15 protein-coding genes and 2 other annotated features (1 of these 17 only partly in view) are annotated in these 13,366 nt (G+C 38.3%); of the genes, 13 read left to right on the top strand and 2 right to left on the bottom strand.

Features of this window, described 5'->3' with window-relative positions; genetic code table 11:
* Nucleotides 1-96 (top strand) — a sequence feature (ribosomal protein L20 leader region); it begins 27 nt to the left of the window's first position.
* Between the two features lie 121 nt (nt 97-217).
* From infC to BK585_RS18630, 5 genes are all read left to right on the top strand, one after another.
* Nucleotides 218-724 (top strand): translation initiation factor IF-3, encoded by a 507-nt coding sequence (gene infC / locus BK585_RS18650; RefSeq protein ID WP_139367593.1) that lies wholly within the window; start codon nt 218-220, stop codon nt 722-724.
* Between the two features lie 38 nt (nt 725-762).
* Nucleotides 763-963, top strand: a complete 201-nt coding sequence (gene rpmI / locus BK585_RS18645) for a 50S ribosomal protein L35 (protein WP_078555444.1) — start codon at nt 763-765, stop codon at nt 961-963.
* Between the two features lie 34 nt (nt 964-997).
* A complete protein-coding gene (gene rplT, locus BK585_RS18640; RefSeq protein WP_078555443.1) occupies nt 998-1,357 on the top strand; it encodes a 50S ribosomal protein L20 in 360 nt (119 codons plus the stop codon).
* A 248-nt stretch (nt 1,358-1,605) separates the two neighbouring features.
* On the top strand, nt 1,606-1,869 hold the full coding sequence (locus tag BK585_RS18635; RefSeq protein ID WP_212567934.1) for a DUF1294 domain-containing protein: 264 nt from the start codon (nt 1,606-1,608) through the stop codon (nt 1,867-1,869).
* A 49-nt stretch (nt 1,870-1,918) separates the two neighbouring features.
* The gene (locus tag BK585_RS18630) at nt 1,919-2,503 is read left to right on the top strand and encodes a TVP38/TMEM64 family protein (protein ID WP_078555441.1); all 585 of its coding nucleotides are present in this window, start codon (nt 1,919-1,921) and stop codon (nt 2,501-2,503) included.
* Between the two features lie 203 nt (nt 2,504-2,706).
* On the opposite strand, the gene BK585_RS18625 is transcribed toward BK585_RS18630, so the two are convergent.
* A complete protein-coding gene (locus tag BK585_RS18625) occupies nt 2,707-3,087 on the bottom strand; it encodes a sigma-w pathway protein ysdB (RefSeq protein WP_078555440.1) in 381 nt (126 codons plus the stop codon).
* A gap of 167 nt (nt 3,088-3,254) precedes the next feature.
* Between BK585_RS18625 and BK585_RS18620 the strand changes: the two genes are divergently transcribed.
* Together BK585_RS18620 and BK585_RS18615 are read left to right on the top strand one after the other, a co-directional pair.
* Nucleotides 3,255-3,740, top strand: coding sequence for a dUTP diphosphatase (locus tag BK585_RS18620; RefSeq protein ID WP_078555439.1), 486 nt, complete (start codon nt 3,255-3,257; stop codon nt 3,738-3,740).
* Nucleotides 3,741-3,820: 80 nt separating this feature from the next.
* Nucleotides 3,821-4,909, top strand: a complete 1,089-nt coding sequence (locus tag BK585_RS18615) for a M42 family metallopeptidase (RefSeq protein ID WP_078555438.1) — start codon at nt 3,821-3,823, stop codon at nt 4,907-4,909.
* Between the two features lie 364 nt (nt 4,910-5,273).
* Here BK585_RS18615 and sspI read toward each other — a convergent pair whose 3' ends face one another.
* Nucleotides 5,274-5,480: a small acid-soluble spore protein SspI gene (gene sspI, locus BK585_RS18610; protein ID WP_078555437.1), complete on the bottom strand. Its 207-nt coding sequence runs from the start codon at nt 5,478-5,480 to the stop codon at nt 5,274-5,276.
* Between the two features lie 121 nt (nt 5,481-5,601).
* Here sspI and BK585_RS18605 point away from each other — a divergent pair, with 121 nt between their 5' ends.
* The 6 genes from BK585_RS18605 (at nt 5,602) to polX (ending at nt 13,359) form a co-directional block, all read left to right on the top strand.
* Entirely contained in the window at nt 5,602-6,360 is a 759-nt protein-coding gene (locus BK585_RS18605; protein WP_078555436.1) for a TrmH family RNA methyltransferase, read from the top strand.
* Between the two features lie 60 nt (nt 6,361-6,420).
* Nucleotides 6,421-6,643 (top strand) — a binding site (T-box leader).
* A gap of 85 nt (nt 6,644-6,728) precedes the next feature.
* Nucleotides 6,729-7,763 carry a phenylalanine--tRNA ligase subunit alpha gene (gene pheS / locus BK585_RS18600; protein WP_078555435.1) on the top strand — a complete coding sequence of 345 codons (1,035 nt, stop codon included), beginning with the start codon at nt 6,729-6,731 and terminating at the stop codon, nt 7,761-7,763.
* Between the two features lie 14 nt (nt 7,764-7,777).
* Complete coding sequence (pheT, locus tag BK585_RS18595) at nt 7,778-10,207, top strand: phenylalanine--tRNA ligase subunit beta (protein WP_078555434.1); 2,430 nt, start codon at nt 7,778-7,780, stop codon at nt 10,205-10,207.
* A 241-nt stretch (nt 10,208-10,448) separates the two neighbouring features.
* Nucleotides 10,449-10,694 (top strand): cell division protein ZapA, encoded by a 246-nt coding sequence (gene zapA, locus BK585_RS18590; RefSeq protein WP_245805922.1) that lies wholly within the window; start codon nt 10,449-10,451, stop codon nt 10,692-10,694.
* On the top strand, nt 10,687-11,226 hold the full coding sequence (locus BK585_RS18585; RefSeq protein WP_078555432.1) for a CvpA family protein: 540 nt from the start codon (nt 10,687-10,689) through the stop codon (nt 11,224-11,226). Before zapA ends, BK585_RS18585 begins: the two co-directional genes overlap by 8 nt.
* Before the next feature lie 417 nt (nt 11,227-11,643).
* Complete coding sequence (gene polX / locus BK585_RS18580; protein ID WP_078555431.1) at nt 11,644-13,359, top strand: DNA polymerase/3'-5' exonuclease PolX; 1,716 nt, start codon at nt 11,644-11,646, stop codon at nt 13,357-13,359.
* Nucleotides 13,360-13,366: the final 7 nt, after the last annotated feature.

Here is a 13,366-nt window from a genome sequence, read left to right as displayed (position 1 = left end):
ACCTGACTGACGCAAAAGCAGTTGGCAGGTCACGAATTTTTCTTATTTTAATTAGAATAAGTGTGGGCGTTTTGACGCTCACACTTTTTTATTTGACTTTCGTCAGGTAAAAAACTCGTGGTGGAGTATCGGACGGTTTAATGTTCAATAACAGCGCTTATTGTATGCTTTGCCCCGTCTTAAAAAAATTTGGAGGTGGCTCATTATTAGTAAGGACATGTTCATTAACGAGAGCATTCGCGCTCGTGAAGTTCGTCTCATCGGTGCCAATGGTGATCAGATTGGAGTTAAGACAAAACAAGAAGCATTAGAAATGGCTCAAAATGCAAACCTTGATTTGGTTATGGTTGCACCTAATGCTAAACCGCCTGTCTGTCGGATTATGGACTTTGGTAAGTTTAGATATGAGCAACAAAAGAAAGAAAAAGAAGCACGTAAAAATCAAAAAATAACGACTTTAAAAGAAGTTCGTTTTAGTCCTACGATTGAGGACCATGATTTCAACACGAAGCTTCGAAATGCAAGAAAATTCCTGACAAAAGGCGATAAAGTAAAAGCAGCGATTCGTTTCCGAGGTCGTGCAATTACTCATTCACAAATCGGGAGAGTCGTGTTAGAGCGATTAGCCAAAGAATGTGAAGATATCGCAATCATTGAATCTTCGCCTAAAATGGAAGGTCGAAGCATGTTTTTAGTCTTAGCTCCTAAAGCTGAAAATAAGTAGTGAGCTTGACGTTAGTTTGATGAAGGAGGATATGACAAATGCCTAAAATGAAAACACATAAAGGCGCTGCAAAGCGTTTTAAGAAAACGGGTTCTGGAAAATTAAAGCGTGCACGTGCGTTTACAAGTCACTTATTTGCTAACAAATCTACAAAGCAAAAACGTAAATTACGTAAAGCAAGCATGGTTCATTCTGGTGATTTCAAACGAATTAGAGCAATGTTAACGTACAAAAAATAAACTGAAACTGTAAAGCATAAAGGAGGGAAATACGATGCCAAGAGTCAAGGGCGGATATGTAGCTCGTCGTCGTCGTAAGAAAGTATTAAAGTTAGCAAAAGGTTACCACGGTTCGAAACACCGTTTATTTAAAACAGCACAAGGTCAGGTAATGAAGTCATTACTTTATGCATACCGTGACCGTCGTCAAAAGAAACGTGATTTCCGTAAACTATGGATCACACGTATCAACGCAGCAGCTCGTATGAACGGATTATCTTATAGCCGTTTAATGCATGGATTAAAAATTGCTGAAATTAACGTTAACCGTAAAATTTTAGCAGACCTTGCAATTAACGATGAAAAAGCATTTGCTGAATTAGCTTCTAAAGCAAAAGCAAGCTTAAATTCATAATACTACTATGGCGTGGCTTATTTACTAAGACCACGCCTATTTTTTTGAAGAAATAGCGAGTGAGAAAAGCGCAGCGTCGCTTATGGACACTGAGTCCGCTATTTTAACAAAAAACGCCGTTTATTACTTGGAACGGACACAGAAGACCTTATTATTATAAAAAGGCGTGGAATCAGCATGCTTTTCCCAAATAAGGTTCCTCCTGTCCGCTACATTAATTTTGGATTATATATAGGAGCATGCACGAGATGATTGAATACTATATAATAGGAATGAATGTAGTAGCTCTAGCAATCATGGGCTACGATAAGCAATGTGCTAAATTAAGAAAAAGTAGAGTTTCAGAACGTACGTTATTTTCCTTAGCTATGATTGGAGGGTCTATCGGGATACTGCTAGGAATGAGGGTGTTTCGCCATAAAACGAAAAAGCCATCTTTCCAATTTGGCATCCCAGCCATTTTATTGCTTCAAATCGCAGGAATTGTGCTCGTAAAGTGGCTGATTACCTAACATACATAGACGACTCCTTACATACGATGATAGAAAGGAGGAGGTGTAAATGGAACAAGCTACTGAAACCATTTTTCGTTTTATTGAAGAAAGCGGATGGTTAGCCCCGGTCTTTTTTATTCTATTTCATATGTTTAGGCAATTGCTTTTTATTCCTGTGTTACTTGTTTGTTTAATAGGTGGTTATTTATTTGGTATTGTTCATGGAACGGTGTATTCTCTCATTGGGATGACAATCGTTAGTATGTCGTTTTATTATATTGTTCAGTTGTTTCCAAGTATTCTACCAAAAATTCGTAAGATTAAAGCGAAGTGGTTCGGAGATGAGGAACATTCTTTTCATATTAGTCAATTGATGATTATTCGATTAATGCCATTTATTCATTTTCATTTAACTTCTTTATATCTAGTTGAATCTACCAAGTCACTTAAAGAATATACGAAGCTATCGTTTTATTCATTGATTCCAGCAGCATTTACATTTACTGCATTTGGTCATATTATTAGTGAGTTACCTGTCTTCGTTGCAGGCGGACTTGTTGTTATACTTGGAGTGATGTTCTACCTTATTGGAAGAAAAGACATTATGCTCAAATGCAATGAATGGATATCGGCAAGGTTTAGTCAACATTAAAAAAACAGAGGTGCGTTCACACGTATCTCTGTTTTTTATATGGATAAGAGTGATTAGCTGAGAAAAGAAGTAATAATGAACATTTGGCTAATCGTGCCCCATGAGGCAAGAAACGGGTAAGAGGTAACATAAATCAAAAAGACTAGAGTAAGAAAGAACGCCTTTGCTCACAAAGGCGTCCTTTCTAGAATATAAACAAATTGTTATTTTAATAAAAACTCTTTCACTGGACTCTTCCATTCGATTTTTGCATTTGGATAATGGATGATGATCTCTTTTTCGATAACAGCAAAATCTTCTCGGTCTAACCCCTGGAGGCGTTCCGTATGTTTTGGCCAAATTACGATCGAAACGATTTCAAATGCCATATCCGTCGTACCAAGATATTTTTCGCCTTCAAATAATACGCCTTTATATGTTAAAAGAAAATTTTTTCGAACATTTGATTTTTCATCATGAAAATAAAACTGACCGTTTTGGTGAGCAAGCTCTAGTTTACGTTTTGGATTTAAAAAGTATTTAATCACACTATAAATGAGTACAATGGTCGCAATGACTATAAGTAAACGAAAGAGCAATACCATGTGAACATCCTCCTTGAAAGCTTTCCTTTAAAAATTTGTTTTGTCTATGTATACGAATTAGTATATGGATCGGTTTCATTTGTAGTAAAATTATATAATGAATGAAAGAGAATTGCGAATCATAGAGGTTATTTGCAAATGATTTATAAAAGAGAAGGTGTGCATACATGAATTTACAAGCTTTATTTACCATGCAAAAAGAATTAGATGATCGGATAATGAGAGAACACCAGTTACTAGGAAAGGATGTCTTGTTAGAAAAAATCCTAGCATTAGAAGTGGAGCTTGGAGAATTAGCAAATGAGACAAGGTGTTTTAAATATTGGAGTCAAAAACCACCAGCTGACCGAGATGTTATTCTTGAAGAATATGTGGATGGAATCCACTTTATTTTATCGATTGGATTGACTATCGGCTATACGGATGTAACGTATAACCAAGTAGCTTCTACTGACCGATTAGTGACAAGTTTTCAGCTTGTGTTTGATGACATCACTAAGTTTAATCAGGAGCGTTCAAGGGAAAGGTTTGAAGTATTATTTCAATCTTATATGAACTTAGGAATCGCACTTGGCTTTACGGAAGATGAGATTGAAAAGGCGTATAATCAAAAAAATGAAGTCAACCATCTCCGCCAAGATGAGGGATATTAGGCTTTGAATCAGTCTACAATGGGAGTAGAGCACTAGCTTTCGCATATACTAAAAGAAATACATATTGTGGGAGGTTTAACATGACAAAGGCACAAGATCCAACTTTACAAATGTTTAAAGAGTTAACAGATGCGAATGGGATTCCAGGCAATGAAAAAGAACCAAGGGATGTCATGAGACGTTATATTGAACCTTTGGCTGATGAAGTGTACACGGACCGTCTTGGAAGTTTAGTGGCGAAAAAGACGGGTACAGCCGATGGACCTAAAATCATGCTGGCAGGTCACCTTGATGAAATAGGTTTTATGATCACACATATTGATGATAAGGGGTTTTTAAAGTTTCAAACGGTAGGTGGATGGTGGGAGCAAGTGATGCTCGCGCAACGAGTTACCGTTATGACTAAAAACGGAAATATACCTGGTGTTATTGGTTCAAAACCACCACATATTTTAACACCAGATGCTAGAAAAAAATCAATGGATAAAAAAGATATGTTTATTGATATTGGTGCTTCAAGTAAAGAAGAGGCAAAAGAGTTTGGTGTTCGACCAGGAGATTCAGTTGTACCTGTTTGTGATTTTACCGTAATGAAAAATGAAAAACTATTGATGGCCAAAGCGTGGGACAATCGAATTGGGTGTGCGATTGCGATTGAAGTGTTACGTCAATTACAAGGCGTTGACCATCCGAACACGGTATACGGTGTAGGAACAGTACAAGAAGAAGTAGGATTACGTGGAGCAAAGACGTCAACTCATTTAATTCAACCTGATATCGGATTTGCTGTTGATGTTGGTATTGCCGGTGATACCCCAGGAGTGACTGACAAGGAAGCATTAGCAAAAATCGGAGAAGGACCACAAATCATTATTTATGATGCTTCAATGGTTTCTCATAAGGGTCTAAGAGACTTTGTCACAGATACCGCCGATGATGTAAACATTCCGTATCAGCTTGATTATGTGGCTGGCGGAGGAACGGATTCAGGAGCGATTCATTTGACCGCTAATGGTGTCCCAGCCTTGTCTATTACAATAGCAACTCGATATATCCACACGCATGCTGCGATTCTTCACCGTGATGACTTTGAGAATGCTGTAAAGTTAATAGTTGAAGTCATTAAACGTTTAGATAGTGAGACGGTCAAAAAGATTACGTTTGATTGATTATGAATAAAAGAAGGCAACTTAAACAGGGAGCAATCCCATCTATAGTTGTCTTCTTTTCTGTAGTGGAGGAGCTCGTATGGATTTTTTTAGTGGAAGTCACGTTCCCATTTGGTTTTATCTATTGGTGATATTTGTAGTCGTCTTATTCATAGGCTTTTGTAGCTGGTGGATGAAACGCTAAAAAACGGTATACCGAATCTGGTACACCGTTTCATTGAATATTGTTCAATTGCTCAAGAAGGGCGATCGCTTCGCTCACTGCGCGTACTTTACTAAGAAAGGCGCTTAGTAAAGCACTTTTTCAAAAGGGGGCAGTGGCTTCGCACATCGCATTTACTAAAAGACGACCTTGTCACTTTTTTTATTGTAGTCCGTTTGAAATTTGTGAGATCATTTCGTTCTTTTGTTCTTGTGTGGCATTGCTCCAATACACTTCGAATAAAACCCCAAGGCCAGGAAGCATTTTTTCCTCACCACTCTGGATAGCATCAGTAATCGTGGCTTCGACGTCACTTTCATTACTTCCAGAGATATTTGCTAAAATTGCATTACGTAGATTAAAGCTCATGTTCAGCACTCCTTATGTGTATAAAATAATGTTCTGTTTCTAGTATGCGTAATTGAATTTGGATTATGAGGCAATTTGTGGTTATAATTTTAATTATTATAAAAGGAACAAGGAGTCGTGTATGAAACGAATTGAGTCAACATCTAATCAAAAGGTAAAACAGTGGAAAAAATTACATACAAAAAAGGAGAGAGAAAAGACAGGACTATTCATTATTGAAGGAGTTCATCTCATCGAAGAAGCATTAAAATCTGATCTTGAAATAGATACGATTCTTGCAGATGAAAACTTTGTATTTCCTCCAGAATGGCAAGCTCATAATTTGGATATCACGTATGTCACCAACGCGGTGTTAAAAGAAGTCAGTGAGACATTGACGCCACAAGGAATCATTGCCGTTTGTAGACAACTAGAGACAGCAGATGTAGACATTCAAGGAGGAAAGTATCTTCTAATTGATGGTGTTCAGGACCCCGGCAATGTGGGTACGATGATTCGTACGGCAGATGCCGCTGGTTTGACTGCTGTCATTCTAGGTGAAGGAACAGTTGATGTCTATAATAGTAAGGTCATCCGTGCAACGCAAGGGTCTTTATTTCATATTCCCGTTTATAAAGGAGTACTTCCCGAGTGGATCGCCGCTTGTAAACAAAACAATGTTCCGGTTTTTGGGACAGCCCTTGAACATGCCAGCACATATACCGCGATTGAACCCCAAACCGACTTTGCATTGATAGTAGGGAACGAAGGGGAAGGAGTAAGCCGCGGCATTTTAGAACAAACCGACCAAAACCTGTATGTACCTTTATTTGGAAAAGCAGAATCTTTAAATGTAGGAGTAGCAACAGGTATTCTATTGTATTACTTACGTGGAGCCTAATATAGAGAACTTGCATTTAGTGCAGAGTTTCTTTATAATGAAGCTAAAATTTGTATATGATGAAAAGCGTTGAAAGAGAGTAGTAAGCTATACTCACCATATAGGGAGGAAATGCCTTAGACTGCAAGCATTTCTATGGAAAGAGATAACCGAATTCACTCTGGAGCTGACACTGGAACATAAGAGATCCTCTTATTAAGGTTGTCCCGGCCTAGCCGTTATTGAATGAAGTGAGCGTATTGTGCGCTAATTAAGGGTGGTACCACGAGCCATCGTCCCTTTTTTAAGGGGGCGGTGGCTTTTTTTATGGAAAAAAGCTCAGAATCTTTTTATCGTATATCGGATTGAATTAAAGGAGGAAAGTCTATATGAAAGAGCGTTTAGAGAGCCTACAACAAGAAGCGCTACTAAAGGTTGAGGAAGCGCAAGATAGTAAAGCACTTCAAGAAGTGAGAGTGGCTTACTTAGGAAAAAAAGGACCAATTACCGAAGTGCTAAGAGGTATGGGCAAATTATCGGCAGAAGAGCGTCCCCTTATTGGTCAAATGGCGAATGATGTTAGAGCAGCCATTACTGAAAAACTGGAGCAGAAAGAACAAGAACTACAAGAGAAAGAAATTGAAGCACAGTTAGCAAGCGAAAGCATTGATGTGACGTTACCAGGTCGACCTGTTCAACTAGGCGCTTCTCATCCCCTTACAAATATTGTAGAGCAAGTCGAAGATATTTTTATTGGAATGGGATTTGAAGTTGAAGAAGGACCAGAGGTTGAGACGGATTACTATAACTTTGAAGCGTTGAATTTACCAAAAGATCACCCTGCACGGGACATGCAAGATTCTTTTTATTTTACTAACGAGTTATTACTTCGTACACAAACCTCTCCTGTTCAAGCCAGAACTATGGAGAAGTATCAAGGAAAAGGCCCGTTAAAAATAATCTGTCCGGGAAAAGTATTCCGTCGTGATGATGATGATGCTACACATTCTCATCAGTTCATGCAAATTGAAGGGCTTTATGTAGATGAGAACGTAAGAATGAGTGATTTAAAAGGTGTGTTAGAGCTATTTGCGAAAAAAATGTTCGGAGAAGACCGTAATATTCGTCTACGTCCTAGTTTCTTCCCGTTTACTGAACCATCTGTAGAAGTTGATGTCTCTTGTGGTATTTGTAAAGGCCAAGGCTGTCGAATTTGTAAGCATACCGGTTGGATCGAAATTCTAGGAGCGGGTATGGTTCATCCTCGTGTACTTGAGATGAGTGGTTTTGATTCTAAGAAATACAGTGGATTTGCTTTTGGTATGGGAGTCGAACGCTTAGCTATGCTAAAGCATGATATTGATGACATTCGCCATTTTTATACAAATGATTTACGATTTTTACAACAATTTAGAAGAGCGTAAGAGGAGGAACAACGATGCTAGTATCTTATCGCTGGTTACAGCAATATTTAGATCTTTCCGACATCACTCCTGCCGAAATAGCTGAGAAGTTAACACGAGGCGGAATTGAAGTCGATTTTGTTCATAAGTTAAATAAAGGAATTAGTGGGGTAGTAATCGGGCATGTTCTTGAGTGTTCACAACATCCAAATGCTGACAAATTAAATGTATGTAAAGTGGATATTGGAGAAGAAGAAACGGTTCAAATCGTATGTGGTGCCAAAAACGTAGGAGCAGGCCAGAAAGTTGCTGTTGCTAAAGTTGGGGCTGTCTTACCAGATAATTTTAAAATTAAAAAGGCAAAGCTCCGCGGTGAAGTTTCACAAGGGATGATTTGTTCATTACAAGAGCTTGGTATCGAAGGAAAACTCGTTCAAAAAGAATATTCTGAAGGAATTTTTGTATTTGCGAATGATGTTGAAGTTGGTACGGATGCGCTAGAGGAACTTAATTTACATGATGAAATCCTTGAGCTTGATTTAACTCCAAACCGAGCAGATTGCTTAAACATGATTGGTGTAGCATATGAGGTAGGCGCTTTATTTGACCGTCCGATTACGCTACCGAATCCGAGCTATCCTGAAAGCAGTGAGCAAGCAAGTGATCTTGTATCAGTAAAAGTAGAAGCGACAGAAGATAATCCATATTATGGCGCTAAAATCATTAAAGGGGTAAAAATTGGTCCATCACCACAGTGGTTACAAAATAAACTTGTGGCAGCTGGAATTCGCCCGATTAGCAATGTAGTCGATGTAACTAATTTTGTATTGCTTGAGTATGGGCAACCACTACATGCTTTTGATTTTGACCGTTTTGGCTCAAAAGAAGTTGTTGTTCGAAGAGCCCATCAGGATGAAGAAATCATTACCCTTGATGACGAACAAAGAAAGCTAACAACAGACCTTCTCGTGATCACAAATGGGAAAGAGCCAGTTGCAGTTGCTGGTGTCATGGGTGGTGCAACTTCAGAAGTGCAAGAAGACACGACGACAATTTTACTTGAAGCTGCATACTTTAAAGGAACAACAGTAAGAAAAGCATCAAAAGACTTGGGCATTCGAAGTGAAGCGAGTGTGCGCTATGAAAAAGGGGTTGACCCTGCACGTGTAGTCGGTGCAGCAGACCGAGCAGCTTCCCTTATTGTTCAATTAGCTGGTGGCGAAGTGTTAGGTGGAATTGTTGAAGCCAAAGCCGAAGCTCAACTTCCATTAGAAAAAGAAATTACAATTGCCGTTGACCTTATAAATAAACGCTTAGGTACAGCAGTTACAAGCGATGATGTTGCTAGTATTTTTACAAGGCTACAATTCCAATTTACACAAGACGAGAGTAAGTTTGTCGTGACGATTCCGACAAGAAGACCTGATATTACGATTGAAGAAGATTTATTTGAAGAGGTTGCTCGTTTATATGGCTATGATAATATTCCGACAACATTGCCTGTAGGCGCAACGACTCCAGGAACATTATCAGCTTATCAGCAAAAACGTCGAGCGATCCGTCGCTATTTAGAAACATCAGGGTTAAATCAAGCGATTACGTATTCATTAACAAGCCCGCAAAAAGCAAAGGGTCTTGCAGGGGAAAATGCTAGCTATCAGCCAATCCAACTAGCGATGCCAATGAGTGAAGATCGAAGCACAATGAGAACGAGCTTAGTTCCTCATTTATTAGATGTAATTTCATATAATTTAAACAGAAAAGTGCAGGATGTCTCTGTTTATGAAATAGGGTCAATTTTTCTTTCCAAAGAACAACCGATTACAAAACAGCCTGAGGAAAAAGAAATGCTTGCAGGAGCATTTACAGGGCTTTGGGTTAATCATTCTTGGCAAGGAGATAAGAAGCCAGTTGATTTCTTTGTTGCAAAAGGAATCATTGAAGGATTGTTTGAACAAATAGGAGTGGCAGACAAAGTGTCGTTTGAACAAGGAGAACAACCTGGTCTACATCCAGGACGTACAGCAACCGTTTCCTTGGGCGGTGAATTGATTGGGTTTGTTGGACAAATTCATCCTAGCGTTCAAAAGGATCTAGACCTAACCGAAACATATGTGTTTCAGCTAGATTTATCTGCTTTATTAAAGGATGCGGATAAAGTTGTCATTTATGAAAACATTCCTAGATACCCATCCATGGCAAGGGATATTGCACTTGTAGTAGATGTAGATACACCGGCTCAAAAACTAAAAGATGTTATTGTATCTGCGGGAACAAATTTATTAAAAAGTGTAAAACTATTTGACTTATACCAAGGACAACATATGGAAGAAGGAAAAAAATCACTAGCCTTTTCATTAACGTATGTTGACCCAGAACGTACATTAACAGAGGAAGAAGTGACTTCTGTTCATCATAACGTTCTTGCAAAATTAGAAGAAATCGGTGCAACATTGCGAGGATAAGCATTGATTAAGGGGTGTGACAAAAGGTAAAATCTAACCTTTTGTTACACCCCTATTTTGTTAGAGACAGGAGATGTTTGAAAGATTATACTAGTACTAAGGAATAGAAGCGGTTTCTTTTTCTATTTTCTGGTACAATTAAATTTGTAATATTTTCATAGTACTAGCTTCATGGTATGATATACTTTAGGATTTCTTTTTGTAGTTAGGGGGCTTATTGGTGGGAGACGAAAAGAGTAAGATGCGGACAACCGTCTCGATATACGGGCAACAATATAGAGTGTTAAGCGAAGAAGACCCATCCCATGTAACTGAAGTGGCGAATGTCGTTGATGCTAAAATGAGAGCAATTAAAAAGAACAACCCATATCTTGATACGACACGTTTAGCTGTACTAACTGCAGTTAATATTGTTGATGAGTATCTTAAATTACAAGAAAAAGTAAACCAGCTCGAAAACCAAAAGAAAGAGGAAAACGATGGTTAGTATTATATTATTATTCATATTAGTTAGCAGTTTTTTTATAGGATTACGAAGAGGACTTATCCTACAAATTATTCATTTAACCGGTTTTGTTGTTTCGTTACTAGTTGCCTATATGTATTACAAAGAATTGGCTGTATATATTCGACTTTGGATTCCGTATCCTCAGCTACCAGCAGACAGTCCAATTTCAATGCTTGTAGATATCTTTAATTTTGAAAGCGTGTATTACTCTGGTATTGCTTTTGCGATATTGTTCTTTGGAACAAAAATATTAATGCAAATCATTGGTTCAATGCTCGACTTTGTTTCTCATCTCCCTATTTTAAGGACAGTTAATGGTTGGTTGGGAGGACTCTTATGTTTTATAGAGGCGTACCTTATACTATTTGTTATCCTTCACGTGGCTGCATTGCTCCCAGTTGAAACCGTACAAAGCCTACTCCATCAATCCACGCTCGCTCAACTTATCCTTGACCATACACCATTTTTATCGCAATGGTTAAAAGAGCTTTGGGTAACGAATCCGCTATAATAAATAGATTACACATTACATTTTGGGGGGTGTTCTAAAAGAGTTGTTTATACTTTTTAGGACACTCTCTTTCAGTGAATGACCCCAATTTTTTATATTTTTCGTAGGCTGAATAGGAAAGAGTAGCAATTAAGAAAAGACGGTTTTGCTGTCTTTTCTTAGTATTTGCTTTTTTATAGTGAAACTCGGTATGATCGAAGAGAAGATGGAAGCCACTGAAAAAGTACAAAACAACTTTTCAGTGCCTTTATGTATATGGCAATGGCTTCACTCGTTGCATGCCTTCTACGAAAAAAACACTCGTAGCAGGCAATAAAAAACGCAACGGTTACGCACATTGCTAAGAGGACACTGTAAAAAGTTAGAAACCGAACTTTTTCAGTGCCCTCGAGAAGATGACCTGAAAGGGTGGGAAATGTGAATAAAAAAGATGTCATTAAAGTCCTTGAGAAAATTGCAATATATATGGAAATTAAAGGAGAAAATCCTTTCAAAATATCTGCGTACCGAAAAGCGGCACAGGCACTGGAAACTGATGACCGTACGATTCAAGAAATTGAAGACCCTGCTTCTTTATCTGGAATAGGTAAAGGGACAGCAGAGGTCATCAATGAGCTAAAGGAAACAGGTCAATCTACGTTGTTGCAGGAACTTTCTTCTGAACTTCCTGAAGGCTTACTTACGCTCTTAAAGCTACCGGGCTTAGGTGGGAAAAAAATCGGGAAGCTCTACCAAGAGTTAGGAGTTACGGACCTACCTACTTTAAAGGAAGCTTGTATAGCAAAAAAAGTACAAGAACTACCGGGGTTTGGTAAGAAAACAGAAGAGAAGATATTGGCAGTTATTGATGAGGTAAATGACCGTCCAGAACGACTACCGATTGCTTTTGTGTTACCGATTGCCGCTGAAATTGAAAAGCAATTGCGAATGATGACAGGGATTATATCGTATTCTAGAGCGGGAAGCTTGCGAAGAATGAGTGAAACCGTTAAGGATCTTGATTTTATTATTTCAACAGATAACCCAGATGAAGTACGAGAGCAATTAGTCAACATTAAAGGGGTCTTTAATATTATTGCAAATGGACAAACGAAAGTGTCTGTGGAACTTCAGTATGAATATCCAATATCCGTTGATTTTCGCTTAGTGAAGAAAAATCAATTTGCGACAACGTTACATCATTTTACGGGCTCTAAAGATCATAATGTAGCGATGAGACAGCTAGCTAAAGAACGTGGAGAGAAAATTAGTGAATATGGAGTCGAGCATCTTGAAAGCGGTGAAGTTCGTACTTTTGAGGACGAAGAAAGTTTCTTTAATCATTTCGGGTTGCAATTTATTCCCCCTGAAGCACGGGAAGCTCAAGGAGAAATCGACCTTTTTAAAGAAAACCATTCATTAGTTTCTCTTGCTCATATAAGAGGAGATTTACACATGCACTCAACATGGAGTGATGGTGCTCATTCCATTGAAGAAATGGCAGAGGCTGCTCGTCAAAAAGGATATTCTTATATCGCAATTACGGATCACTCTAAATTTCTTAGAGTCGCTAACGGGCTAACTGAAGACCGATTGAGACAACAAATGATAGAAATTAAAAGAATAAATGAGAAATATGATGACTTTAAAATTTTTTCTGGGATAGAAATGGACATCCTACCAGATGGAACGTTAGATTTTGATGATGAACTGTTAGCGGAGGTAGACTTTGTCATTGCATCGATTCACTCTTCTTTTTCTCAACCAAGAGAAGTCATTATGAAACGATTAGAGACGGCATTACAAAGTCATCATGTAGACATGATTGCCCATCCAACGGGACGTGTCATTGGAAGAAGACCAGGCTATGATATTGACATTGAAATGTTAATTGAGTTAGCCAAAGAAACAGATACAATCCTTGAATTAAATGCAAACCCACATCGACTTGATTTATCGGCAAGTTGGTTAGCGAAAGCGCAACAACAAGGGGTAAAACTGGCGATTAATACGGATGCCCATCAAATGGATTGGCTTGACCATATGGAAATCGGAATAGGTGTGGCTAAAAAAGGTCTACTAAAGAAAGAAACAATCGTTAATACATGGCCATTAGAAAAACTAGAGGCATTTATAAGACGAAATAACAGCTAACTAGGGA

This window comes from Bacillus alkalicellulosilyticus (assembly GCF_002019795.1).
GTDB classification, from domain to species: Bacteria; Bacillota; Bacilli; order Bacillales; family Bacillaceae_F; genus Bacillus_AO; species Bacillus_AO alkalicellulosilyticum.
This window is presented reverse-complemented; position numbering and strand designations above follow the sequence as displayed.

Excerpts from the sequence above, each read along its gene's own strand:
- infC (WP_139367593.1), top strand. The coding sequence starts at position 218 with ATGTTCATTAACGAGAGCATTCGCGCTCGTGAAGTTCGTCTCATCGGT.
- rpmI (WP_078555444.1), top strand. The coding sequence starts at position 763 with ATGCCTAAAATGAAAACACATAAAGGCGCTGCAAAGCGTTTTAAGAAA.
- rplT (WP_078555443.1), top strand. The coding sequence starts at position 998 with ATGCCAAGAGTCAAGGGCGGATATGTAGCTCGTCGTCGTCGTAAGAAA.
- BK585_RS18635 (WP_212567934.1), top strand. The coding sequence starts at position 1,606 with ATGATTGAATACTATATAATAGGAATGAATGTAGTAGCTCTAGCAATC.
- BK585_RS18630 (WP_078555441.1), top strand. The coding sequence starts at position 1,919 with ATGGAACAAGCTACTGAAACCATTTTTCGTTTTATTGAAGAAAGCGGA.
- BK585_RS18625 (WP_078555440.1), bottom strand. The coding sequence starts at position 3,087 with ATGGTATTGCTCTTTCGTTTACTTATAGTCATTGCGACCATTGTACTC.
- BK585_RS18620 (WP_078555439.1), top strand. The coding sequence starts at position 3,255 with ATGAATTTACAAGCTTTATTTACCATGCAAAAAGAATTAGATGATCGG.
- BK585_RS18615 (WP_078555438.1), top strand. The coding sequence starts at position 3,821 with ATGACAAAGGCACAAGATCCAACTTTACAAATGTTTAAAGAGTTAACA.
- sspI (WP_078555437.1), bottom strand. The coding sequence starts at position 5,480 with ATGAGCTTTAATCTACGTAATGCAATTTTAGCAAATATCTCTGGAAGT.
- BK585_RS18605 (WP_078555436.1), top strand. The coding sequence starts at position 5,602 with ATGAAACGAATTGAGTCAACATCTAATCAAAAGGTAAAACAGTGGAAA.
- pheS (WP_078555435.1), top strand. The coding sequence starts at position 6,729 with ATGAAAGAGCGTTTAGAGAGCCTACAACAAGAAGCGCTACTAAAGGTT.
- pheT (WP_078555434.1), top strand. The coding sequence starts at position 7,778 with ATGCTAGTATCTTATCGCTGGTTACAGCAATATTTAGATCTTTCCGAC.
- zapA (WP_245805922.1), top strand. The coding sequence starts at position 10,449 with ATGCGGACAACCGTCTCGATATACGGGCAACAATATAGAGTGTTAAGC.
- BK585_RS18585 (WP_078555432.1), top strand. The coding sequence starts at position 10,687 with ATGGTTAGTATTATATTATTATTCATATTAGTTAGCAGTTTTTTTATA.